This window comes from Geodermatophilus ruber (genome assembly GCF_900114385.1).
In the GTDB taxonomy this organism is placed as follows: domain Bacteria; phylum Actinomycetota; class Actinomycetes; order Mycobacteriales; family Geodermatophilaceae; genus Geodermatophilus; species Geodermatophilus ruber.
Window position 1 is genome coordinate 23,296 of sequence record NZ_FOSW01000017.1, and the last position, 22,174, is coordinate 45,469.

Here is a 22,174-nt window from a genome sequence, read left to right on the forward strand (position 1 = left end):
GAGCCTAAGTCGGGGGCCCGCGCGCTCCGTAGGCTCGTGCCATGGCTCGCTCCTCGACCCGCCGCCGTCCCGCCGCCCCCACTGCCGACGGTGGGGTGAACCCGAAGGCGCCGTGCCCGTGCGGCTCGGGCCGCCGCTACAAGCACTGCCACGGCTCGGGCTACGCCCCGCAGGTGGCCCGGCCCTTCGAGGGCCTGCCGGGGGAGCCGCACTGGGTGGCGCTGCGCGAGCTGGTGCCGGCGGCGACCGTCGCGCTCCGGACGGCGGACGGCCGCGACGTCACCCTCGCCAGCGTGCTGCCCGGCGGCGTGCCGGCGCTGGTTCGGGCGAACGGGGAGATCCTGCTCGGCGTCCAGCTGCCGGCCTCCTCCGACGACGTCAGCCGCGACCTCGGCACCGCGCTGGCCGCGGCGCTGGAGGCACCGGCCGGTGCGCCGGTGGACCCGGGCCCGGTCGGCGGCGCGGGATCGGCCGGGCCGCGGCTGCAGGAGCTGCTGGACCTCGAGGCGCCGTTCGCGGTGACCGTGCACCCCGACTTCGGGTTCTGGCTCGAGGGCGCCGACACCGGGCCCGCCGCCCAGGCCGGGCTCGAGCAGGCCAACCAGGCGATCCTCCCCACCGAGGCGCTCGAGGGCCTCGGTGCCGCCTACTGGGTGCGGCCCGGCAGCGAGCGCGCGCACCTGCGCTGGGTGCGCCCGGAACCCGAGGAGCGGCTGCTCGACGCGCTGGCCCGGCTCTCGGCGAGCGGGGAGATCCTGCTCGGCGAGGGCACCCGCTACGCCGGCGCATTCCGGGCCCACGGCCTCGTCGTCCCCGTGTGGGACCTGCCCGCCGACACCCCGGCCGCCGACTGGGTCGGGCCGGCCACCGCGTTCCAGGAGCGCCTGGAGCGGGCGCTGGCCGCCACCGAGCCGTTGAACGCCGACGAGCGCCGCGCCCGCGCCGGCCTGATCTCCCGCCAGATCACCCTGCGCTGACGAAGGACCCCCTCCTGGCCACCCCTCCCACGCTCGGGGCGGGGCCCGGGACGGGGCCTACAGGGGGGCGCGGCTGATCGGGCAGGACATGCACCGCGGCCCGCCGCGGCCGCTGCCCAGCTCGGAGCCGGCGATCCGGATCACCTCGATGCCGGCGGCCTCCAGCGCGGCGTTGGTCACCGTGTTGCGCTCGTAGGCGACGGTCAGCCGCGGCGCGAGCGCCAGGGTGTTGTTGCCGTCGTCCCACTGCTCGCGCTCGGCGGTGACCGGGTCGAGGCCGGTGTCGATGACCCGCAGCCGGTCGATGCCCATCGCCGCCGCGGCGGCCTCCACGAACGGCTCCGGGCCGCGGACGGTGAGGTCGACGACCCCGTCGTCGTCCGGGGGGTGGTCCCCGGCGGTGACCGTCCAGGCGACCAGCGAGTCGGCGACGGCGGGGTACATCACCAGCGCGTCGACGTCGACCATCGTGGCGATGGTGTCCAGGTGCATGGTGGCCCGCTGCTGGGCGATGGGCACGACGAGCACCGTGTGCGCCAGGCCGCGGGCGAACACCCGCCGGGCCAGCCGCTCGGCGCCGCCGGGCGTCGTCCGCTCGCCGACGCCGACGGCCACCACCCCGGGGGCCAGCAGCAGGACGTCGCCGCCCTCCAGGTGCTCCAGCGAGGCGTCGTAGAGCTGCTCGGCGCCGGCGAACCGCGGGTGGTGGGCGTAGATCGCCGCGGTGATGGTGCTCTCCCGGTGCCGGGCCGGCATCGCCAGCGAGGTGACGGCGACCTCGTCACCGACCCACACCGAGGAGTCGCGGGTGAACAGCAGGTTGGGCAGCGGCGGGACGACGAAGTCGCGGCGGTCCATCAGCTCGTAGGCCACCCCGCGGCCACCGCGCAGCTCGTCGTGCGCCAGCCCGGCGATCAGCGTGCCGGCCAGATCGGCGGGTGCGAGGTCGGCCAGGTGCGCGGCGGCCGCCCGCTTGAGCGAGGCACCCAGGCGGGGGTCGTCCACCGCCGCGGTGATCAGCTCCGTGCGGGCCGTCGGGTACGCCAGCACCTCGGCCAGCAACCGGTCCACGTAGAGCACCTCGACGCCGCGGGAGGTCAGCTCGGCCGCGAAGGCGTCGTGCTCCGCCTGCGCCCGCGGGACCCACGGCACGCCGTCGAACAGCAGCTGGTCGTTGTTGCGCGGGGTCAGCCGGCGCAGCTCGGAGCCGGGCCGGTGCAGCAGCACCGTCTGCAGCCTGCCGACCTCGCTGGTCGCACCGAGCGGAGCGGGTTCCGGAGCAGGGAGGGCCATGGTCGAAGGCTGGCACACCGGCGGCCTGCGGGCCGTCGCGCGCCTCATGCGGAACGGGTGAGGTGCCCACCCCTGGCCGTCGGCAGCATCGGCGGGGAACGAGCCGGCAGGAGGCGGACATGACGGCGATCACAGCAGCCCCACCCGCGGGCACGCCCCTGCGCATCGGGCACGGAGCGGTGCTCCGGGCCATCGAGCGCAACACGGTGCGGGTGGTGATCCCCGCCGTGGGCACGATGCACCTGCCGCCGGTCGAGGACCTGGCGTGGTTCGGCGGGCTGGCGACGCTGGCGGTGGTGGGCCTCGTGGAGTGGCCGGTCGCCCTGGCCATCGGCGCCGGCCACCTGCTGGCCCACCAGAACCACCTGCGGCTCCTGCGCGACTTCGGGCAGGGGCTGGAGCAGGCCTGAGCCGAGCTCGTCGCAGGCGCCGGATGCGCGTGCGGAGTGGATCCGTGCGGGTGATGCGCACGGATCCACTCCGCATCAGTCGGGGAGGAGGACGCCGGGGTTGCAGATCCCCCGGGGGTCCAGGCGCTCCTTGACCGCGCGCAGCACCTCGACGCCGAGCGGGCCGATCTCCCGCTCCAGCCACGGCCGGTGGTCGGCGCCGACCGCGTGGTGGTGGGTGAGCGTCCCCCCGGCGGCCACCAGCGCGTCGGTCGCCGCCCGCTTCGCCGACAGCCACTGCTGGATGGGCAGGGCGTCGTCGCGGTCGGCCAGCACGGTCACGTACAGCGAGGCGCCGGTGGCGTAGCCGTGCGAGACGTGGCTCATCACCAGCGGGGTCCGGCCGCCCCGGCCCAGCGACTCGCGCAGCGCCTTCCGGACGGCGTCGTACACGGCCGGCAGCGCCGTCCAGGTGGCCGCCGTCTCCAGGGTCTCGACCAGCAGGCCGGCGTCGAGGAGGCTGTCGCGGGTGTAGGGCGCGGCGAACCGGTGCTTGCGCCAGGACTCGCCGACCCGCCGCCCGACCCGGATCGCCCCGCCGTCGCGCAGCACCGAGGCCGCCGCCCGCATGCGGGCCCGCACCAGCGTGGGCAGCCCCTCCCAGCCGACGACCAGCAGGCAGCCCTGCCCGTGCCGGCGCCCGCGCAGGCTGGCCCGCAGCGCCCGCGCGCCCGGGCCGGACGCCATGAGCAGGTTGGCGCGGGTCTCGTCGGGGTCCGACAGCCGCACGACGTCGGGCAGCAGGTCGTGCCGGGCCAGCCGCTGCAGCCCGGCCAGCCCCGCGGCCCACGACCGGAAGGACCACCCCTCGTACTCGAGGGCCCGCGGCTTCGGGCGGACCCGCAACCGCAGCTCGGTGATGATCCCCAGCGCGCCCTCGGAGCCCAGCGCGAGCCCGAGCAGGTCCGGCCCGGCCGCCGACGCCGGCGGGTGCCCGAGCTCCAGCACGCCGGACGGCGTCGCCATGGTCACCCCCGCCACCAGGTCGTCGAACCGGCCGACCCCGGTCGAGGCCTGCCCCGCCGAGCGGGTGGCCGCGTACCCGCCGAGCGTCGCGAACTCCCAGCTCTGCGGCAGGTGCCCGAGCGTCAGGTCGTGCCGCTCCAGGTGTGCCTCCAGCGCGGGGCCGCGCATGCCCGGCCCCACGGTGACCAGGGAGGAGGGCACGTCGAGGGCGCGGACCCGGGCCATGCGGCCCATGTCCACCGAGATCGACGGCCGGTCGTCGGCGTCGATGCCGGCCAGCCCGCCGACGACGCTGGTGCCGCCGCCGAAGGGCACGACCACGACGCCCATCTCGCTGCACAGGGCCAGCAGCTCGGCGGTCTCCTCGGTGCTGCCGGGGGTGACGACGGCGTCCGGCGCGTCGGAGGCGTCACCTTCCCGCCGCCGCAGCAGGTCCAGGTAGCTCTTGCCGCCGGCGTGCCTGAGCCGGGCGGCGCGGTCGGTGCGGACGTGCTCCTCGCCCAGCAGCAGCGCCAGCCGTAACCGGCACTCCTCGGAGAGCCGGGAAGGCGCCAGCCGGATGTCGGCCACGGCCACCGGCGGGGTGGGGCGCGGGGTCCAGCCGAGCTCCCGGGACAGGTGCTTGCGCGCCACCTTCGGCAGCACCTCGGCCAGATCGGGGAACGGCGCGAGCTGCAGGCTGCCATCGGCGCCGTCGTCCCCCCCGGCCACCGTGGCGTCGCGGGGGCGGGTGGGGTCACCCCAACCCTGGATCGTCAGTTCCGGCTGCTCGGGCACGGCTACAGTCTGCCGGGTGCTCTCCGCGGGACCTGCCGACGGCGGGAGCGCCGGCGCGCTCTCGCCCGCCCGGCGGGTCGCTGACCTGGATCTCGTCGCCGGGAGCGCGGTGGACGTGGTGGTCGTCGGCGGCGGGGTGACCGGGGCCGGCGTGGCCCTGGACGCCGCTTCGCGGGGCCTGTCGGTGGTGCTGCTGGAGCGCGCCGACCTGGCCGCCGGGACCAGCCGGTGGTCGTCGAAGCTGGTGCACGGCGGGCTCCGCTACCTGGCCCACGGGGAGTTCGGCCTGGCACGGGAGAGCGCCCGGGAGCGCGCCGTCCTCATGGGGGCGACGGCGCCGCACCTGGTCCGGCCGCTGCCCTTCCTGGTTCCCGACGTGGCCGGCCGCGACGTCAGCGCGCTCGCCGAGGCCGGCGGCCGCCTGGGGGACGCCGTCCGCGCCTCGGTGCCCGGGGGGCGGCGGTCGCTGCCGGTCACCCGCCGGGTCGGGGCCGCCGAGGTCGCCCGGCTGACGCCGGGTGTCCGTGGCGCCCGCGGCGGGGTGGTGTTCTGGGACGGTCAGCTGACCGACGACGCCCGGCTGGTGGTCGCCCTGGCCCGCTCCGCGGTAGCCGCCGGGGCGCGGGTGCTGACCGGTGCGGCGGTGCGGGCGGTGGACGGCGCCGACGTGCACGTGGAGCTGGACAACGGGGAGGCGCTGGCGCTGCGCGCGGGCGTCGTGGTCAACGCGGCGGGGGTGTGGGCGCAGCGGCTGGCGCCCGCCGTCCGGCTGGTGCCCTCGCGGGGGTCGCACCTGGTGGTACGGGCGGAGCGGCTGGGCGGCCCGACGGCGGCGCTGACCGTGCCGCTGCCCGGGTCGCGGTCCCGGTACGTGTTCGCGCTGCCGCAGCCGGGCGGCCTGGTCTACCTCGGCCTGACCGACGAGCCGGTGCCCGGGCCGGTGCCGGAGGAGGACCCCGAGCCGAGCGAGGCCGAGGTGCAGCAGCTGCTCGACACGGTCAACCGGGTGCTGGCCCACCCGCTGACCCGGGCCGACGTGATCGGCTCCTACGCGGGCCTGCGGCCGCTGGTGCTGCCCGCCGCAGCCGGTGCCGGCCCCGGTGACGCGACCGCGGACCTCTCCCGCAGGCACCTGCTGCGCTGGGACGGACCTGTTCTCACCGTGGTGGGGGGCAAGCTCACCACCTACCGGGCGATGGCCGAGGAGGCCGTCGACGCGGCGGTGGCCCGTCTCGGCCGGGGCGCGCCGCGGTCCCGTACCGACCGGCTGCCGCTGGTCGGGGCGGCGCCGCGGGTCGCGCTGGAGCGGGTGGACGCCCCGCGGCGGCTGGTGGAGCGGTACGGCACCGAGGCGCCGGCCGTCGTCGCACTGGGCGTCGAGCCGGTCGTGGAGGGGCGCCCGGAGACGGTGGGGGAGCTGCGGTTCGCCGTCCGAGCCGAGGGGGCGCGGTCGGTGGCCGACCTGCTCGACCGGCGGGTGCGGATCGGCCTGGTGCCCGCCGACCGGGAGCGGGCCGTCCCGGTCGCCGAGCGGGTGCTCACCGAGGAGCTCACGTCCTATTGAGTGGGAAGGAGAGTTCACTCTCTGGGACGAGTGGCGTAGAACCGAGGGCGTGGACATCTACACGCACGGCCATGCCGACCCGGTCCTGCAGTCCCACCGCTGGCGCACCGCCGAGAACTCGGCCGGGTACCTGCTGCCGACCCTGCGCCCGGGGCTGGACCTGCTCGACGTCGGGTGCGGGCCGGGCACGATCACGGTCGACCTGGCCGCGCGGGTCGCCCCCGGCCGCGTCGTGGGGATCGACGTCTCGCCCGACCCGCTGGACGAGGCCCGGGCGGCCGCCGCCCGGGCCGGCGTGGAGATGTCCTTCGCCGTCGGGGACGTCTACGCGCTGGACATGCCCGACGACTGCTTCGACGTCGTCCACGCCCACCAGGTGCTGCAGCACCTGACCGATCCGGTGGCCGCGCTGCGCGAGATGGCCCGCGTGTGCCGGCCGGGTGGTGTGATCGCGGTGCGGGACGTCGACTACGGGGCGATCAGCTGGTTCCCGGCCGACGAGGGCCTGGACCGCTGGCTGGAGCTGTACTACCGGGTCGCCCGGTCCAACCGCGGGGAGCCGGATGCCGGCCGGTGGCTGTTGTCGTGGGCGCACGCGGCCGGGTTGCGTGACGTGGTCGCGACCACCGGTTCCTGGTGCTACGCCACGCCCGAGGAGCGGCGCTGGTGGGGGCGGTCCTGGGCGGGGCGGGCGACCGCGTCGTCCTTCGCCGAGCAGGCCCGGGCCTACGGGCTGGCGACGGCGGAGGAGCTCGAGTCGATCGCCGCGGCCTGGCTGCGCTGGTCGGAGGCGGACGACGGCTGGCTGGGGATGCTGCACGGGGAGCTGCTCATCCGCGCCTGAGCGGATCAGGCGGCCGGTTTCTGCTGCCCGGTCGCGTCCAGCGCCAGCAGGCCGCGCCGGACGCCGACCGCGACCGCCCCCAGGGCGAAGAAGCCCTCCTCGTCGGCGACCCTGGCGCTGCGCAGCAGGCCGACCAGCCGGTCGAGCGCGACGACGGCGGCGGTGACCGACTCCTCGCGTCCGTCGGGGATCGTCCCGTCCACGTGGTCGTGCGGCGTGCGGACGACGCCGGCCAGGCCGTCCAGGGCATCGGCGAGCACCCAGCCGGTGCCGGCGTCCACGAGGTCCACCCCGCGCCGGTGCGGCTGGAACTCCACGACCAGCGACACGAGGTCGTCGACGAGGACGGCGACGCGGTCGACCGCCCGGGATTCCGCCCGGATCCCCGCCGCCCGGCCCTGCCAGCGGCGGGCGCGGGGATTGGCCCGGCGGGCCCGCTCCACCCGGTTCTCGGCGGCCCGCATGCGGTCCAGCTCGCGGTCCAGGCGCCGGCCGCGGCCGGCCCACTCGGCGGGGTCGGGCACGTGCCCCTCCCGCAGCGTCGCGGCGATGTCGCCCAGGTGCGCGGCGAGGACGGCCCGGGTGCGGCCGATCTGCTCGACGGCCTGGGTGAGCTGCATCGGGGGGAACAGCACGGTGGTGACCAGGACGCCGACCAGCGCACCCAGCAGCGTCAGCCCGGCGTAGCGCAGCACGTAGGTGTTGGGGTCGTCGAGGCCGACGGTGATCATCAGGACGGCGGCGAAGCTCACCCAGCTGGCCTGCTCGCGCCACAGCTGCCACTGCTCGACGGCGACGGCCAGGGCGACGATGAGCGCGATGGTGAGCGCGTTCGGCACCTGCCGGGTCAGTTCGTACACGGCGACGGCCAGGCCGAAGCCGGTCAGGATGGCCAGCACGCTGCGCCAGGCCGCGCTGGCGGAGTCGGCGACGGTGGGGTGGACGGCGATGACCGCGCCCAGCGGGGCGTAGTACGCGTACTCGGACAGCAGCGGCGGCAGCAGCACGGCGACCTGCCAGGCCAGCCCCGCCGCGATCGCCGCGCGCACACCCCGCTGCACCGGCGTCCGGCGCAGCAGGGCCCACAGGGAGGTCACGGGGACCCAGGGTGACCGATGACTCCGCTCACCGCGCGCCCGGGGTCTCAGCCCGCCCGGCGGGCGGCGTTGGCCTGGACGGCGGCGCTCACGTACTCCGCCAGGCCGGGGGCGACCCGCTCGTAGTGGCCGGTGAAGCGCGGGTCCTCGACATACATCCGGCCGAGCCCGGCGTGCACCTCGGGCGGGCAGTCGTAGAAGTTCCGGCTGATCTGCTGCCGGTGCGCCTCCGCGATGTCCATGGCCTGCTCCGAGTCGGCGGCCGCCCCGGCCTGCAGCGCCGACACGAACCGCCGCTCGACGTCCTCGCCCTCGGCCTTGATCCGCAGCCAGTCCTCCTTGGAGTAGCCGCGGGTCCTGCGCTTCGACTCCTTCCAGGCGTCGGTGTCGCCCCAGCGCTCCTCGGCCTCGGCCTCGTACTGCGCCGGGTCCTGCTCGCCGAACACCTCGAAGCGTTCCTCGGGGGTCAGGTCGATCCCCATCGCCCGTGCCTCCATCTCCTTCTCGACGGCCGCGACCATCGCCGACGTCCGCTCCAGCCGGTCCCGCAGCAGCCGGTGCTGCCGGCGCAGGTGCTCGGCCGGGTCGGCGGACGGGTCGTCCAGCAGGGTCGCGACCTCCTCCAGGGGGAAGCCGAGCGCGCGGTAGAGCAGCACCCGGTGCAGCCGCTCGAGATCCGCCGCCGAGTACCGGCGGTAGCCCGCCGGCGTGCGCCCCGACGGCGACAGCAGCCCGATCCGGTCGTAGTGGTGCAGCGTGCGCACGGTGACGCCGGCCAGGGACGCCACCTCCCCCACGTTCACGGCCTCCTCCTCTCTGACGCTCCCGAGTGCACAGCCTGACGTCGCGTCAGGGTCAAGCAGCTCTCCGGGCGCCGCGGCGGGGGCGCGTCGCCGCATGATCGTCATGGCATCGCAACGCGGTTGAAGTCGCGGTCCCCCGAGCGCTGTGACAGCGTTGTCGGGGAGAGCGGCGCTGCGGCACGTGCAGCTACGGCGAGCAGCGATCCGCAGGTCGCCCGGTGGCGTGTCGGCCGTCCGCGAGCTCCGGTCATGGATGCGCGGAAAGCGGGCTGCCTGCTCGATCCACGGAAGACTGCCCGGCCCCGAGCGGCCGGGTGCGGAGAGGACCTGCCCCCGATGTGGGATTTCCTGGTCGACCGTCGCGGGCAGATCGCCTACCAGGCGTTCCAGCACGTGAGCCTGGTCGTTCAGTGCGTGCTGCTGGGCACCCTGATCGCGCTGGTGCTGGCGGCGCTGGTGTACCGGAACCCGGTCGCCACCTCCCTGGCCAACGGGCTGTCGGCGGTGGGGCTGACCATCCCGGCGTTCGCGCTGCTGGGCATCCTGCTCGCGCCGTTCGGCTTCGGCATCGCCCCGGCGGTCATCGCGGTGACCTTCTACGCGACCCTGCCGGTGCTGCGCAACGCCGTCGTCGGGCTCGCCGGGGTCGACCGCTCGGTGATCGAGTCCGCCCGCGGCATCGGGATGAGCCGGCCGGCCACCCTGCTGCGGATCGAGCTGCCCCTGGCCTGGCCGGTGATCCTCGCGGGGATCCGGATCTCGACCCAGATGGTCATGGGGATCGCGGCCATCGCCGCCTACGTGCTCGGCCCCGGTCTCGGCGGGTTCATCTTCACCGGGCTGGCCCGGCTGGGCGGCGCCAACGCCCTGGAGTCCGCCCTGGTCGGGACGATCGCGATCGTCGTCCTGGCCCTCGTCCTCGATCTGCTGCTCCTGGTCGTGGGGCGCCTGACCACCCCGAGGGGGATCCGTGTCTGACCCCGTGCCCACCCCGGTGGCGCCGGCCGCTCCGGAGCGGCGCGTCAGCGGCGTGCCGATCCGCCTGGAGCACGTCACCAAGCGCTACCCGGGCCAGGACCGGCCGGCCGTGGACGACGTCTCCCTGGAGATCGCCGCGGGCGAGACCGTCATGTTCGTCGGCCCGTCCGGCTGTGGGAAGACGACGCTGCTCAAGATGATCAACCGGCTGATCGAGCCGACCAGCGGGCGCATCTTCCTCGGCGACGAGGACGTCACCAACCAGGACCCCGACCGGCTGCGGCGGCGGATCGGCTACGTCATCCAGGCCGGCGGCCTCTTCCCGCACATGACGGTGGCCACCAACGTCGGGATGGTGCCGAGGATGCTCGGCTGGGAGAAGCCTCGGATCGCCGAGCGCATCGACGAGCTGCTGGATCTGGTGGGGCTCGACCCCGACGTCTATCGCGACCGCTACCCGCGAGAGCTCTCCGGCGGGCAGCAGCAGCGGGTCGGCGTCGCCCGGGCGCTGGCCGCCGATCCGCCGGTGCTGCTGATGGACGAGCCGTTCGGGGCGGTCGACCCGATCACCCGCCACCGGCTGCAGGACGAGCTGATCGCGATCCAGGGCGAGATCGGCAAGACGATCGTGTTCGTGACCCACGACTTCGACGAGGCGCTGAAGCTCGGGGACAGGATCGTGGTCTTCGACGTCGGCGCGCGGATCGTCCAGTACGACACCCCGGAGGCGATCCTGGCCGACCCGGCCGAGGAGTACGTCGCCAAGTTCGTCGGAGCCGGCGCCACGCTCAAGCAGCTCACTCTCACCCGGGTGAACAGCCTCGAGCTGCGGCCGGCGACGACGGCGACGGTCGGGGAGGCCGCGGCTGCCGCCGTGGCGCGGGCCCGCGCGGCCGGGGACGAGCTGATCGTCGTCCTGGACCGCCGCGGCCGGCCGATCAGCTGGCCGACCGTGGCCGAGGTGAGCCGGATGACGACCATCCCGGCCACCGTCGACGAGAAGCTGCCGGTGGTCGGCCTCGGCTCCACCCTCAGCGACGCCCTCGACACCATGCTCGCCGCCAGCCAGGGCGGTGCCGTGGTGCTGGGCCGGCGGGACCGGCTGGCCGGCGTGGTCACCGTCGAGATGATCATGGACGTCGTCCAGCGCACCCGGCAGGAGGCGGCCGGGTGAGCGCGACGCAGATCCGGCGGGACGCCGCCGAGGAAGTCCCGGATGAGGCCGCCCTCGGTCCGGGTGCGTCCCGCGCCGGCCGTCCCAGCAGGCGGAGCGGGGAATGGCGTGCCCTGGTCATCCAGCCGGTGCTGGTCGTCCTCGGCGTCCTCGCCTTCGTGCTGTGGCGGGCCACCGCCACCCTCAGCGAGACCGAGGCCCGCCAGCTCGGCGCCGCCGCGTTGTGGGACAGCACGCTGCGCCACCTGTCGCTGACCGCCGTCGCGGCGGCGATCGTCCTGCTGATCGCGATCCCGCTGGGCGTCGCCCTGACCCGGCCGGCGCTGCGCCGCTTCACGCCCGTGGTGATCGGCCTGGCCAACGTCGGGCAGGCCGCGCCGGCGATCGGCCTGTTCGTGCTGCTGGCCATGTGGCTGGGCTTCGGCTTCTGGACCACGGTCGTCGCGCTGGTCGTGTACTCGGCCCTGCCGGTGCTGCGCAACACGATGGTCGGGATCCAGGGTGTGGACCCCCGCCTGGTGGAGGCCGGCCGGGGGATGGGCATGAGTGGGCTCGCCGTCCTGCTCCGGGTCGAGCTGCCGCTGGCCGCGCCGGTGATCCTCGCCGGCGTGCGGACCGCGCTGGTCCTGCTCGTCGGCACCGCCACCCTCGCCACCTTCATCGCCGGCGGCGGGCTCGGCGTGCTGATCAACACCGGGATCACCCTGTCGCTGGACTCGCTGCTGATCAGCGGGGCGGTGCTCGTCGCGCTGCTGGCCCTTGCCGTCGACTGGCTCGGCCGCGTCGTGGAGTACGTCGCCCGGCCGAAGGGGCTGTGATGCGCTCCCTTCGTCGACGTGCGGCCGCGCTGGCGGCGTCCGGCGCGGTACTGGCCGGCTGCGGGCTGACCAGCGCCACCACGTTCGTCCCCGACGCCGGGCCGGCCGCGATCGAGCCGATCGCCGCGGTGGAGGGCGAGCCGATCGCGGTCGGCGCCAAGAACTTCACCGAGCAGCTGATCCTGGGCAAGATCGCGGTGATCGCGCTGCAGGTGGCCGGGTTCGACGTCACCGACCGCAGCGGCATCCCCGGCGCGGCGCCGGCGCGGGCGGCGATGGTCGAGGGCGAGACCGACATGCAGTGGGAGTACACCGGCACCGGCTGGATCAACTACCTGGGCATGCCCAAGGGGATCCCGGACCAGCAGGAGCAGTGGCGCGCGGTCCGGGACGCCGACGCGAAGAACGGGATCACCTGGCTGCCGCCCGCCGAGGCGAACAACACCTACGCCTTCGCGGTGCGCAGCGAGGCCGTCGACGACCTCGGCGGGGTGGCCACGCTCTCCGACATCGCCGCGCTACCGGTCGAGGAGCGGACCTTCTGCGTGGAGTCGGAGTTCGCCACCCGGCCCGACGGCTTCGAGCCGATGCTCGAGACCTACGGCATCCCGCTGGGGGATCCCCAGGGGGTCCCGCGGGACAACGTGAGCATCCTGGACACCGGCGCCGTCTACACCGCCACCGACAGCGGCGAGCTCTGCAACTTCGGCGAGGTGTTCACGACCGACGGCCGGATCGCCTCCCTGGACCTCACCGTGCTCGAGGACGACCGCGGCTACTTCCCCGCCTACAACATCGCCCCGATCGTGCGCACCGAGACGCTGGAGGAGTACCCGGAGATCGCCGACGTCTTCGCCCGGATCACCCCGCTGCTCACCGACGAGGTGATGATCGAGCTGAACGGCCGGGTGGACGTCGCCGGCGAGGATCCCGCCGACGTGGCGCTGGACTGGATGGTGTCGGAGGGGCTGGTCTCCCGCGGCTGACCCCGCCCTTTCCGCTGACCCGCCTGCAGGGGCCCGCGCCGAGCTCGCGAGGCGTGGGGGGCAGGCGGGTCCTTCTACTGCTGGCCAAGCTCGACGGCCTCGACGAGTACGCGATCCGCCGGCCGATGACGCCGACCGGTACGAGCCTGCTGGGCCTGGTCAAGCACGTGGCCTACGTGCAGCTCGGGTACTTCGGCGAGGTGTTCGGCCGGCCCAGCGGGCGGGCCTACCCCTGGGAGGGCGAGGGTGCCGCGCCCGACGCCGACATGTGGGCGACCGCGGAGGAGTCCCGCGAGGAGATCGTCGGGCTGTACCGGTTCTCCGCCGCGCACGCCGACGCCACGATCGCGGCGCTGCCGCTCGATGCCGTCGGTGAGGTGCCGTGGTGGTCACCGGAGCGCCGCCACCCGACCCTGCACACGCTGCTCGTGCACATGGGCATCGAGACCGCGCGGCACGCCGGGCACGCCGACATCCTCCGGGAGATGCTCGACGGCAGCGTCGGCATGAGCCCGGACAACGCGAACCTCCCGGAGCGCGGGGCGGCGGAGTGGGCGGCCTTCCGGGACCGCGTCGAGACCGCGGCCCGGGCGGCAGGCCGGGCAGGTGCGCCCGTGGTGGATGGGTGAGGATCCTCGGCATGGCCGCCGACTCCGTCTCCCCCGAGGACCCGTTCCCCCGTAGGCGCGTCCGGGTCGACCGGCGGGCGGACGGGAACCTCGAGATGGCCTACGTCGAGGTCGGGGAGGGGGATCCGATCGTCTTCCTGCACGGCAACCCGACGTCGTCCTACCTGTGGCGCAACGTCCTGCCGCACGTGCAGCACCTGGGCCGCTGCCTCGCCCCCGACCTGATCGGCATGGGGGAGTCCGACAAGCTGCCCGACCCGGGCCCGGGCACGTACTCCTTCGCCGCCCACGCCGGGTTCCTCGACCGGTTCCTGGAGGAGGTCGGCGCGACCGAGCGGGTCACCCTCGTGCTGCACGACTGGGGCTCCGCGCTGGGCTTCGACTGGGCCCGCAGGCATCCCGGCGCCGTCCGCGGGATCGCGTTCGCCGAGGCGATCGTCACCCCGCTGACCTGGGCGGACTGGCCGACCGACGCCCGTGGGATCTTCCGCGCCATGCGCGGGCCCGACGGCGAGGCGGCGGTGCTGGAGAAGAACGTCTTCGTCGAGCGGATCCTCCCGGCGTCGGTGGCCCGGGGGCTGAGCCCGGAGGCGCACGAGCGCTACCGCCGGCCCTTCGCCACCCCCGAGGAGCGCTGGCCGACCCTCGAGTGGCCGCGGCAGATCCCGATCGAGAACGTGCCGCCGACGGTCCGCGACGTCGTCTCGCGCTACGGGCAGTGGCTGCGCACCAGCGACGTCCCGAAGCTGTTCATCGACGCCGACCCCGGCTCGATCCTCGTGGGCCGGCAGCGGGCGTTCGTCCGGAAGTGGGCCGCGCTCACCGAGGTCACCGTGCCCGGGGCGCATTTCGTGCCGGAGGACTCCCCGCACGAGATCGGCCGCGCGCTGGCCGGCTGGATCCCGACGCTGCGCTGACGCGTCTCTGCCCCGCGCAGCGACTCCGCTGTCCGGGCGATCCGCGCGGTGTCAGTCCAGGGCGCGGCGGCGGAACCCGACCAGGCTGGCCGCCGCGAAGACCGAGAGAAACCCGGCCAGCGCCACCGCGCACAGCCACAGGGGCAGGTGGGGCACACCCGGGGCCATCTGCGAGCGCAGGGCCTCGCTGACGTAGGTCAGCGGGTTGAGCGCGCAGACCACCTGGAACCAGCGGAGGGAGTCCAGCTGCTGCCACGGGAACTGGGTGGAGCCGGTGAACAACAGCGGGGTGAGGACGACGGCGAAGACCACGTTGATCCGGTTGGGCGTCACGAAGGTGCCCACGGTCATCCCCACCGCCGCGCCGACCAGCGAGCCGAGCACCAGGAACAGGGTGAGGAACGGCAGGTCCGACCAGGTCAGGGGCAGCGAACCCAGCACCCACCAGCTGATCGGGAACATGACCGCCGCCGCGACCAGCGCGCGCAGCACCGCGAACACGATCTTCTCCACCGCCACCAGCGCCGTGGGCAGCGGCGCGAGCAGCCGGTCCTCGATCTCCTTGGTGTAGGAGAAGTCGATGACCAGCGGGAAAGCGGTGTTCTGCAGCGCGGTGAGGAACGCGGTGAGCGCGATCACCCCGGGCAGCAGGACGTCGGAGTACCCGTCGGAGGCGAACCCGAGCTCGACGAGGACCTTGCCGAAGACGAACAGCAGGAACACCGGCTGCAGCACCACCTGCAGCAGGAAGGGCACCAGCTCCCGGCCGGTGACGAAGACGTCCCGCCACAGCAGGGCACGGAAGGCGCGGGCGACGTCCGGGCGGCCCGCGGGCGGGACGCCGGCCCCGCGGAGCAGTCCCGGGGTGGCCGTGTCGGCGCTCATCGCAGCTCCCGTCCGGTGAGGCTGAGGAAGACGTCCTCGAGGCTCGGCTCGCCGATGCGCACGCCGGTCAGGTGTGCCCCCCGCGCGGAGAGCGCATCCGAGACCGGCCCGACCAGCGCGGCGGCGTCGCCGGAGAGGTAGAGGCGGGCGCGCAGCCCGGCCGCGTCGGTCACCCGCTCGACGCGCTCGGCCTGCGGCAGCGCCGAGAGCGCGGCGAGCACGGCCTCGTCGGTGTCCTCGGCGGCGCGCCCGACGTCGATGTCCAGCGTCGCGCTGCCGGGCAGCGACCGGGTGAGCGCGGCCGGGGTGTCCAGGGCGAGCAGCCGGCCGTGGTCCATGATCCCGACCCGGTCGCTGAGCGCGGCCGCCTCGTCCATGTCGTGGGTGGTGATCACCACCGTGACCCCGCCGTCGCGCAGCTCGCGGACGCGGTCCCACACGAACAGCCGCGCCGCCGGGTCCAGCCCGGTGCTGGGCTCGTCGAGGAAGACCACCTGCGGGGCGTGCATGAGCGCACGGGCGATGAGCAGCCGCTGCGCCATGCCACCGGAGTAGGCGTCCACCTTGTCCCCACCCCGGTCCGCCAGCCCCAGCTGGTCGAGCAGGGCATCGGCCCGGCGGTTGCGCTCGGCGCGCCCGATGCCGTGGTAGGCGGCGTGGAACACCAGGTTCTGCCGGGCGGTCAGCGCCCGGTCGAGGTTGGGGCGCTGCGGCACGACCGACAGGCGGCTGCGCGCGGTCACCGGGTCGGCGGCGACGTCCACCCCCGCCACCTCCGCGCGGCCGGAGGTGGGCAGCACGCGGGTGGTGAGGACGCCGATCGTGGTGGTCTTGCCTGCCCCGTTCGGGCCGAGCAGGCCGAAGATCTCGCCGCGGCGCACGGTGAAGGAGAGGCCGTCGACGGCGTTGGCGGATCGCCCGGGATAGCGCTTGACCAGGTCGGTCACCTGCACGGCCGCGTCCATCGGGCGCCATGCTTCCACCGGGGCCGGGCAGGCAACGGCATTACGCCGACGGCGCAGCCGCCGCGAGGGTGGGGGCGACGCCCTCGGTTCCGGGGCGCGTGACGTTCGAGAAGTCCACCAGCCGGCCGTGCCAGTGCTGCATCACACCCCGGTGCGGCTCGGAGCGGGCGAACCGGGCGACCGCCGCCTCGTCGTCCCACCACGACACGGTGGTGAACGTGCGGGCCAGCGGCCGCGCGCGCAGGATCAGTGACCGGGCGCCGGGGGAGGCCTGCGCCTGCCGGCGGATCGCCAGGGCGGCGCGGAGAAAGGCCGGCACGTCGCGCAGCCGGCGCAGGCGCAACCGGGTCACGACCAGGACACCGGGGCCCGGGCCGGGGCGGGCGGCGGTCCAGGGCAGGTCCGGGATGAGCGGCACGACGTCCTCCTCTGCATTCAGCTGCACGGACTTTACAGCTGTAAAGCACACAGTAGGAGGCCCATTTACACCTGTAAAGTGGTCGCGTGCCCCCGCGGACCCCCGGCCGGCTGCGCGCCGAGCTCGTCGCCGCGGGTGCTGCGCTGCTGGAGCGGACCGGCTCGCCGGAGGCGGTGACCCTGCGGGCGGTCGCCCGGGAGGCCGGCGTCACCGCGCCGGCGGTCTACGGGCATTTTCCCGACCTCGATGCGCTCGTCGATGCGGTTCTCGACGAGGGGTTCACCGAGCTCCGGGCGGCGATCGCCGAGGCCGTCGCCGGCCATCCCGATCCCGTGGACCGGCTGCTCGCCGGCTGCCGTGCGTACGTGCTCGCGGGGCTGGCCGCCCCGGCGCGCTACCGGGCGATGTTCGGGCCCCGTCGGCTGCCCGGCGGTCCGGTCGCCTTCGATGTCCTGGTCGACGCCATCGCCGCCTGCGTCGCCGCCGGTCGGTCGGCCAGCCGCGATCCCCGCGCCGACGCGACGCTGGTCTGGACGGCGCTGCACGGGATGGTCACCCTGCGGGCGGCCGCCCCGGACGAGGACCGGCCCGCCGTCGACGGTCAGCTGCAGGCGGTCGTCGGTCGGCTGGCCCTCCTCGACGACGCGACGGCGGATCCCGGCGGAGGACCTCACCCCGCCACCAGATCGACGAGCAGGTAGGCGTTCAGCCCGATGATCACCGACGCCACCGTCGCCGCGGCGGCGGTCGTGCGCCGCCGGTTGACCAGCTCGCCCATGACGTCCCGGCGGCGGGTGAGCAGCAGCAGGGGCACCAGGGCGAACGGGATGCCGAAGGACAGCACCACCTGGGAGCTGACCAGCGCCATGGTCGGGTCCACCCCGAGCGCCAGGATCGCGATCGCGGGGCAGAGGGTCAGCGCCCGCCGGAGCAGCAGCGGGATCCGGCGCCGGAGGAAGCCCTGCATGATCACCTGGCCGGCGTAGGTGCCCACCCCCGCGGAGGCGAAGCCGGAGGCGAGCAGGGCCAGGGCGAACATCAGCGCGGCGGACTCGTCGAGCCGGAGGCCGATCCCCGCGTGGGCGCCCTCCAGCGTGTGCGTGCCGGCCAGCCCCGAGCCGGAGAACAGGGCCGCGGCGACGACCAGCATCGCGGCGTTGACCAGGCCGGCCAGGCTCATCGCGGTCAGCACGTCGATCCGCTGGGTGCGGAGCAGCCCCCGGCGCTGCCCGGCGGACAGGGTCGCCACCCGGCGCGGGACGAGCGCGGAGTGCAGGTAGATGGCGTGCGGCATGACCGTGGCGCCGAGGATCCCGGTCGCGAGCAGCACGCTGCCCGCGCCCTCGAACCGCGGCACCAGGCCGGCTGCGGCGGCGGCCGGCTCGGCGGGCACCCGCAGCAGCATCACCAGGAAGCCGATGAGGATGACCGCGAACAGGCCGATGATCGCGTTGACGAACCGCCGATCCCCGCGGCTCTGCAGGGCCAGCAGCCCGAAGGCGACCGCGCCGGTGATCAGCCCGCCGGTCACCAGGTCCAGCCCGAAGAGCAGGTTCAGCGCGATCGCGCCGCCCACCACCTCGGCCAGGTCGGTGGCGATGGCCACCGCCTCGGCCTGGACCCACAGGCCCAGCACCACCGGCCGCCGGTAGTGCTCCCGGCACAGCTCGGGCAGGTTCGCGCCGGTGGCCAGGCCGAGCTTGGCCGACAGGCTCTGCACGAACATCGCCATGACGTTGGCCGCCACGATCACCCACAGCAGCAGGTAGCCGTAGCCCGCGCCGCCGGCGAAGTTGGTGGCGAAGTTGCCCGGGTCGACGTAGGCGATCGCCGCGACGAACGCCGGCCCGAACAGCGCCAGCCGGGCCCGGCGGGTGCGGTCACCCTCGGTCGGCTGCAGCGGAGCGGGCGTCCTGGCCCCAGCGCGGAACATCGCTCACCCTCCCCGGGGCGCGGTCGTGAGCGGCCGGCGGCCCCCGGGCCTGCGGATAGGCTCGGGCGGGTGAGCGGCGAGGGCCCGCGTGGCTGGGGAGCGCCGCTGCACGCCGCCGTGCTCGACGCGGCCGCCGTCGGTCCGGGCACGCGCCTGCTCGACCTGGGGTGCGGGGCGGGGCGCTTCGCCCGCGCGGCGGCCGACCGCGGAGCCCGGGTCACCGGCATCGACACCGACCCGGCGGCCGTCGCCCGCGCCGCCGCCGAGGTGCCCGGGGGCGCGTTCGCCGTCCGGGACGCCCACGACCCGCCGGCCGGCCCGTTCGACGTCGTGGCCGCGGTGCAGCTGCTCATGCACGTCGCCGACCCGGCCGGGGTGCTGGCGGGTGCGGCGAGGTCGGGCCCGCTCGTGGTGGCCACGGTGTGGGGCCGGGAGCAGGAGTGCGACGTCCGCGCCTTCGGCGAGGCGCTGGCCCCATGGCTCGGGCCGCGCCGGCCATCTCCCGCTCCGCCGGTCACCGAGCCCGGCCGGCTGCGCGCGCTCGCCGAGCGGGCCGGCCTGCGGGTGGCGCGTCTCGACGAGGTGGTCTGCCCGTTCGAGTACGCCGACGAGGACGAGCTGCTCGGACCGCTGTTCGCCTCCGCCCTGGGCCGCGCGGCCGGTCGCCGGGCCGGCCCGGTCGCGGTGCGCGCGGCCGTGCTGCAGCGGTGCGAGCCGTACCGCACCGAGGCCGGGGGTTACCGGCTGCTGAACCTGTTCCGGGTGCTCGTCGCGCGCACCTCCTGACGACGGCCCCGGGAGCATCGCAGCGAGGAGCGAGCGAGCAGCGGACCGGGGCGCGGAGTCAGGCCGGAGAATGCGGCGTGACGGTTCACCCCGCCGTGTCGGCATACCGGGTCTTGAGGAAGCTCCGGCAGAACTCCCCGTTGGTCTCGATCCCGAGCCGGGTGAGCCGGGCCCGCCGCAGGTGCAGCGGGACCTGCGCCGAGGTGACCCGGCTGCCGTCGGGATGGACGAGCAGGGGCGCGGCGTCGTCGTCCCGGAGCCCCAGCGCGGCCCGGCGCCGGCGGAGCCGGTCCAGCGCCGGGGAGGCCGGGACCGCCCCGAGGGTCAGCTCGGCCAGCTCGTCGGGACCGGCGCCGGCGTCCACCAGCGGCCGCGCCACCCGGTCCTGACCGGCGATCACCGCCTTCTCCAGGAAGTACCGCCGCAGCTCGGCGAGGTCGGCCTCGGCTTCGCCGGTGAACGTCTCGGCGAAGCCGGCGGCCGCGGCGACCCCGCCGTTGATCTCCTGCGAGGCGTGGTGGTCCTCCAGGACGATCTCCGCGCGCGTCACCCCCTCGACCGCCGACACGGCGTCGTGGGCGTCGGCGACCATGAGGAAGGAGAAGTTCGGCGCGCAGAAGAACGTCGGCAGCCGCAGGCGGACGGCGGCGACGCCCTCGCCGGAGACGGTGCACGAGGCCACGAAGTCGAGATCCGTGATCGGCTCGTCGAGCTCGGGATCGAGCACCGTCCCCAGCGCGCGCCAGACGTCGTCCCGCAAGCTCACGCCTGCGCCCCCGCGATGTCCTCGACCAGCTCCTGCCCGGGCTGCAGCGTCTCGCCCGCCGTGGTGGGCAGCTGGCACTCGGCCGGCACCTCGATGTCGTAGAGCTTGGCCGCGTTGAGGCCGAGGATCTTCTTCTTGGTGGCGGTGGTGAGCCGGGGGTAGTCGGCGAACGCCTCGTCGTCGGGCATCTGCCAGTCGACGAACTGCTCGATCTGCCACTTGGGCGTCCAGATGTTGTAGTCGCTGCCGAAGGTCATCCGGTCCTCACCGACCCAGAACAGCAGCTCACCCATCACCCGGGCGAAGAACTTCGGCCGGGCGTGCATCAGCGCGCCGAGCACGACCGAGCAGCCCGCGTAGACGTTGGGCTCCTGCACCGCGATGTAGGCGAAGTCGTCGATCCGCGGGATGCCGGAGTGCTCGACGATGAAGTTGAGGTCGCGGAAGTCGGTGGCCGCCTGGTCGATGTCGTCGACGGCGAAGGCGTCCTTGTTCAGCGGCCAGATCGTCGGGCCCTTGTGGGCGTGGACGTTCTTGATCCCGAGCTCGCGGCACTTCTCCAGGAACCGGTAGGACTCCTTGTCGCTGAGCTTCCAGCCGCGGGAGCCGTTCTCGTGCCACTCGGCGGTGTAGACCTTGACGCCCTTGAGGTTCCAGCGCCGGGCGTCCTCCTCGAGCTGCTTCAGCCCGGCCTCGCCGTCCCGGGGGTCGAAGCGCCCGTTGACGATGAACTTGTCCGGGTTCCCCTCCAGCATCGAGCCGTTCTGCTCGGTGGTGTTGAAGCCGTCCCGGTACCAGTACTTCAGGTAGGTGGACTGGAAGATCGCCTTGTCCACGTGGCCGTCCTCGAAGACGTCCTTCATGAGGTCCTCGGGGGAGACCTTCAGGTAGTGCTCGTAGTCCCAGTGGGTCTCCGGCGGGCCGAGCTGGTGGTAGCCGTAGAAGCAGTCGATCCAGCCCTTGGCGTACTCCTCGCGGCCCTGGACCCAGTTCTCCCGGCTGGCGTCCCAGAAGTGCATGTGGGAGTCCACGACGAAGTACTTCTCGCCATCCTTCTCATACATGGGCTGGCACCTCTCGCGTCGATTTCGGAGATTTCTCGGTGGCGTGGTGTTAGGGGACGAGAATGGCGCGACCGCGGACCATTCCGGCGTCGAGGTCGTGCAGGGCCTGCACGGCCTCGGCGAGGCCGTACTGTCGCGTGTGCAGGGTGACCTTCCCGGCCTGCGCGAGCACCATGAGCTCGGCCAGGTCGGTGTAGGTACCGACGAGGTTGCCGATGACGTTGCGCTCGGTGGCGACGATGTCCAGGGTGGGGATGCGCAGCTCCCCGCCGTAGCCGATGACGAAGTACGAGCCGTCCGGCCCGGTCATGTTCCAGCCGTCCATCTCGGCGCCCTGCTCGGCGACGAAGTCGAGGACCACCTTCGCCCCGCCGCCGGTGAGCTCCTGGACGGCGGCCACGTGGTTGCCGTCGGCCGGCACCGTCTCGTCCGCGCCGATCTGCCGGGCCAGCTCGAGGGCGGCGGGGTTCCGGTCGACGACGACGATCCGCGCCCCCGACAGCGCGCGCAGGCACTGGATGCCGATGTGCCCCAGCCCGCCGGCGCCCTGGACCACCGCGGTCGTCCCCGGCGGGAGGAGGGGCAGCGCCTTGCGCACCGCGTGGTAGGCGGTGATCCCGGCGTCGGCGAGCGCCGCGACGTCGGCGGGGTTGGTCGAGGGGTCGAGTTTCACGCAGGCGCGGGCAGTGGTGCGCATGTACTCGGCCATGCCGCCGTCGTGCCCGTCCAGGCCGGGGAAGAAGGCGTTCTCGCACTGCATGTCCTTGCCGGCGCGGCAGGCCAGGCACAGCCCGCAGCTGGGCTGCGGGTGCAGGATCACGGTGTCGCCGACCGCCACGTTCGTGACGCCCTCGCCGACCTCCTGCACCCAGCCGGCGTTCTCGTGCCCGATCACGTAGGGGAGCTGGGGGTTCATCCGCTCCGCCCACTGGCCCTCGATGATGTGCAGGTCGGTCCGGCACACCCCTGCCCCGCCGATCCTGACGATGACGTCGAGGGGCCCGGTCAGCTTCGGTTCCTCGATCTCGTCGAGCCGGGGGTCCTCGTGGTAGCGGTGCACACGGACGGCTCTCATGCCGTGGTCT

General features: G+C 74.5%; 23 protein-coding genes. 12 read left to right on the top strand and 11 right to left on the bottom strand.

Annotated features, from left to right (window positions below):
• The first annotated feature begins 41 nt into the window (after positions 1-41).
• Positions 42-977, top strand: coding sequence for a DUF5926 family protein (locus BMZ50_RS20975; RefSeq protein ID WP_091329142.1), 936 nt, complete (start codon positions 42-44; stop codon positions 975-977).
• A gap of 57 nt (positions 978-1,034) precedes the next feature.
• Here the strand turns inward: BMZ50_RS20975 and BMZ50_RS20980 are convergent, their stop codons facing one another.
• Positions 1,035-2,270 (bottom strand): arginine deiminase, encoded by a 1,236-nt coding sequence (locus tag BMZ50_RS20980; protein WP_091329144.1) that lies wholly within the window; start codon positions 2,268-2,270, stop codon positions 1,035-1,037.
• A 119-nt stretch (positions 2,271-2,389) separates the two neighbouring features.
• Between BMZ50_RS20980 and BMZ50_RS20985 the strand changes: the two genes are divergently transcribed.
• Positions 2,390-2,680, top strand: a complete 291-nt coding sequence (locus tag BMZ50_RS20985; RefSeq protein ID WP_218146368.1) for a hypothetical protein — start codon at positions 2,390-2,392, stop codon at positions 2,678-2,680.
• Positions 2,681-2,755: 75 nt separating this feature from the next.
• On the opposite strand, the gene BMZ50_RS20990 is transcribed toward BMZ50_RS20985, so the two are convergent.
• Positions 2,756-4,462: an FAD-binding oxidoreductase gene (locus BMZ50_RS20990; RefSeq protein WP_218146369.1), complete on the bottom strand. Its 1,707-nt coding sequence runs from the start codon at positions 4,460-4,462 to the stop codon at positions 2,756-2,758.
• Between the two features lie 16 nt (positions 4,463-4,478).
• Here BMZ50_RS20990 and BMZ50_RS20995 point away from each other — a divergent pair, with 16 nt between their 5' ends.
• Positions 4,479-6,026 (top strand): glycerol-3-phosphate dehydrogenase/oxidase, encoded by a 1,548-nt coding sequence (locus tag BMZ50_RS20995; RefSeq protein WP_218146370.1) that lies wholly within the window; start codon positions 4,479-4,481, stop codon positions 6,024-6,026.
• 49 nt (positions 6,027-6,075) lie between these two features.
• On the top strand, positions 6,076-6,870 hold the full coding sequence (locus tag BMZ50_RS21000; protein WP_091329145.1) for a class I SAM-dependent methyltransferase: 795 nt from the start codon (positions 6,076-6,078) through the stop codon (positions 6,868-6,870).
• Positions 6,871-6,875: 5 nt separating this feature from the next.
• Here the strand turns inward: BMZ50_RS21000 and BMZ50_RS21005 are convergent, their stop codons facing one another.
• Complete coding sequence (locus tag BMZ50_RS21005; RefSeq protein ID WP_143087243.1) at positions 6,876-7,967, bottom strand: FUSC family protein; 1,092 nt, start codon at positions 7,965-7,967, stop codon at positions 6,876-6,878.
• A 47-nt stretch (positions 7,968-8,014) separates the two neighbouring features.
• Positions 8,015-8,770: a MerR family transcriptional regulator gene (locus BMZ50_RS21010; protein WP_218146371.1), complete on the bottom strand. Its 756-nt coding sequence runs from the start codon at positions 8,768-8,770 to the stop codon at positions 8,015-8,017.
• A gap of 336 nt (positions 8,771-9,106) precedes the next feature.
• Here BMZ50_RS21010 and BMZ50_RS21015 point away from each other — a divergent pair, with 336 nt between their 5' ends.
• The 6 genes from BMZ50_RS21015 to BMZ50_RS21040 are packed head-to-tail and all read left to right on the top strand — an operon-like array spanning position 9,107 to position 14,272.
• Positions 9,107-9,748 (top strand): ABC transporter permease, encoded by a 642-nt coding sequence (locus tag BMZ50_RS21015; protein ID WP_091329149.1) that lies wholly within the window; start codon positions 9,107-9,109, stop codon positions 9,746-9,748.
• Complete coding sequence (locus BMZ50_RS21020; RefSeq protein WP_218146372.1) at positions 9,741-10,922, top strand: ABC transporter ATP-binding protein; 1,182 nt, start codon at positions 9,741-9,743, stop codon at positions 10,920-10,922. Before BMZ50_RS21015 ends, BMZ50_RS21020 begins: the two co-directional genes overlap by 8 nt.
• Complete coding sequence (locus tag BMZ50_RS21025; protein WP_218146373.1) at positions 10,919-11,740, top strand: ABC transporter permease; 822 nt, start codon at positions 10,919-10,921, stop codon at positions 11,738-11,740. The genes BMZ50_RS21020 and BMZ50_RS21025 overlap by 4 nt, the downstream gene beginning before the upstream one ends.
• Positions 11,740-12,726: a glycine betaine ABC transporter substrate-binding protein gene (locus BMZ50_RS21030; RefSeq protein WP_091329265.1), complete on the top strand. Its 987-nt coding sequence runs from the start codon at positions 11,740-11,742 to the stop codon at positions 12,724-12,726. Before BMZ50_RS21025 ends, BMZ50_RS21030 begins: the two co-directional genes overlap by 1 nt.
• A gap of 53 nt (positions 12,727-12,779) precedes the next feature.
• Positions 12,780-13,355 carry a DinB family protein gene (locus BMZ50_RS21035; RefSeq protein WP_218146374.1) on the top strand — a complete coding sequence of 192 codons (576 nt, stop codon included), beginning with the start codon at positions 12,780-12,782 and terminating at the stop codon, positions 13,353-13,355.
• An 11-nt stretch (positions 13,356-13,366) separates the two neighbouring features.
• On the top strand, positions 13,367-14,272 hold the full coding sequence (locus tag BMZ50_RS21040; protein WP_091329150.1) for a haloalkane dehalogenase: 906 nt from the start codon (positions 13,367-13,369) through the stop codon (positions 14,270-14,272).
• Between the two features lie 51 nt (positions 14,273-14,323).
• Here the strand turns inward: BMZ50_RS21040 and BMZ50_RS21045 are convergent, their stop codons facing one another.
• From BMZ50_RS21045 to BMZ50_RS21055, 3 genes are read right to left on the bottom strand one after another with little or no spacing between them, the layout of a single operon-like run.
• Positions 14,324-15,157 carry an ABC transporter permease gene (locus BMZ50_RS21045; RefSeq protein ID WP_091329152.1) on the bottom strand — a complete coding sequence of 278 codons (834 nt, stop codon included), beginning with the start codon at positions 15,155-15,157 and terminating at the stop codon, positions 14,324-14,326.
• Positions 15,154-16,122, bottom strand: a complete 969-nt coding sequence (locus tag BMZ50_RS21050) for an ABC transporter ATP-binding protein (RefSeq protein ID WP_091329154.1) — start codon at positions 16,120-16,122, stop codon at positions 15,154-15,156. Before BMZ50_RS21050 ends, BMZ50_RS21045 begins: the two co-directional genes overlap by 4 nt.
• Positions 16,123-16,162: 40 nt before the next feature.
• On the bottom strand, positions 16,163-16,540 hold the full coding sequence (locus tag BMZ50_RS21055; protein WP_091329156.1) for an antibiotic biosynthesis monooxygenase family protein: 378 nt from the start codon (positions 16,538-16,540) through the stop codon (positions 16,163-16,165).
• An 86-nt stretch (positions 16,541-16,626) separates the two neighbouring features.
• On the opposite strand from BMZ50_RS21055, the gene BMZ50_RS21060 reads away from it, so the two are divergent.
• Positions 16,627-17,241 (top strand): TetR/AcrR family transcriptional regulator, encoded by a 615-nt coding sequence (locus BMZ50_RS21060; protein ID WP_091329158.1) that lies wholly within the window; start codon positions 16,627-16,629, stop codon positions 17,239-17,241.
• Here the strand turns inward: BMZ50_RS21060 and BMZ50_RS21065 are convergent.
• The gene (locus tag BMZ50_RS21065) at positions 17,211-18,473 is read right to left on the bottom strand and encodes an Nramp family divalent metal transporter (RefSeq protein WP_091329160.1); all 1,263 of its coding nucleotides are present in this window, start codon (positions 18,471-18,473) and stop codon (positions 17,211-17,213) included. The two genes, BMZ50_RS21060 and BMZ50_RS21065, sit on opposite strands and share 31 nt — an antisense overlap.
• A 69-nt stretch (positions 18,474-18,542) precedes the next feature.
• Between BMZ50_RS21065 and BMZ50_RS21070 the strand changes: the two genes are divergently transcribed.
• Positions 18,543-19,259 (top strand): class I SAM-dependent methyltransferase, encoded by a 717-nt coding sequence (locus tag BMZ50_RS21070; RefSeq protein WP_177212923.1) that lies wholly within the window; start codon positions 18,543-18,545, stop codon positions 19,257-19,259.
• Between the two features lie 85 nt (positions 19,260-19,344).
• On the opposite strand, the gene BMZ50_RS21075 is transcribed toward BMZ50_RS21070, so the two are convergent.
• Genes BMZ50_RS21075 through BMZ50_RS21085 form a run of 3 tightly spaced genes read right to left on the bottom strand, consistent with a single transcriptional unit; the run spans position 19,345 to position 22,164 of the window.
• Positions 19,345-20,025 (bottom strand): iron-sulfur cluster assembly protein, encoded by a 681-nt coding sequence (locus tag BMZ50_RS21075; protein ID WP_091329162.1) that lies wholly within the window; start codon positions 20,023-20,025, stop codon positions 19,345-19,347.
• Positions 20,022-21,089, bottom strand: a complete 1,068-nt coding sequence (locus BMZ50_RS21080; RefSeq protein WP_091329165.1) for an amidohydrolase family protein — start codon at positions 21,087-21,089, stop codon at positions 20,022-20,024. The genes BMZ50_RS21075 and BMZ50_RS21080 overlap by 4 nt, the downstream gene beginning before the upstream one ends.
• A 49-nt stretch (positions 21,090-21,138) precedes the next feature.
• Positions 21,139-22,164, bottom strand: a complete 1,026-nt coding sequence (locus tag BMZ50_RS21085) for an NAD(P)-dependent alcohol dehydrogenase (RefSeq protein WP_091329166.1) — start codon at positions 22,162-22,164, stop codon at positions 21,139-21,141.
• Positions 22,165-22,174 lie beyond the last annotated feature (10 nt).

Excerpts from the sequence above, each read along its gene's own strand:
- BMZ50_RS20975 (WP_091329142.1), top strand. The coding sequence starts at position 42 with ATGGCTCGCTCCTCGACCCGCCGCCGTCCCGCCGCCCCCACTGCCGAC.
- BMZ50_RS20980 (WP_091329144.1), bottom strand. The coding sequence starts at position 2,270 with ATGGCCCTCCCTGCTCCGGAACCCGCTCCGCTCGGTGCGACCAGCGAG.
- BMZ50_RS20985 (WP_218146368.1), top strand. The coding sequence starts at position 2,390 with ATGACGGCGATCACAGCAGCCCCACCCGCGGGCACGCCCCTGCGCATC.
- BMZ50_RS21015 (WP_091329149.1), top strand. The coding sequence starts at position 9,107 with ATGTGGGATTTCCTGGTCGACCGTCGCGGGCAGATCGCCTACCAGGCG.
- BMZ50_RS21030 (WP_091329265.1), top strand. The coding sequence starts at position 11,740 with ATGCGCTCCCTTCGTCGACGTGCGGCCGCGCTGGCGGCGTCCGGCGCG.
- BMZ50_RS21040 (WP_091329150.1), top strand. The coding sequence starts at position 13,367 with ATGGCCGCCGACTCCGTCTCCCCCGAGGACCCGTTCCCCCGTAGGCGC.
- BMZ50_RS21045 (WP_091329152.1), bottom strand. The coding sequence starts at position 15,157 with ATGAGCGCCGACACGGCCACCCCGGGACTGCTCCGCGGGGCCGGCGTC.
- BMZ50_RS21050 (WP_091329154.1), bottom strand. The coding sequence starts at position 16,122 with ATGGACGCGGCCGTGCAGGTGACCGACCTGGTCAAGCGCTATCCCGGG.
- BMZ50_RS21065 (WP_091329160.1), bottom strand. The coding sequence starts at position 18,473 with ATGTTCCGCGCTGGGGCCAGGACGCCCGCTCCGCTGCAGCCGACCGAG.
- BMZ50_RS21080 (WP_091329165.1), bottom strand. The coding sequence starts at position 21,089 with ATGTATGAGAAGGATGGCGAGAAGTACTTCGTCGTGGACTCCCACATG.
- BMZ50_RS21085 (WP_091329166.1), bottom strand. The coding sequence starts at position 22,164 with ATGAGAGCCGTCCGTGTGCACCGCTACCACGAGGACCCCCGGCTCGAC.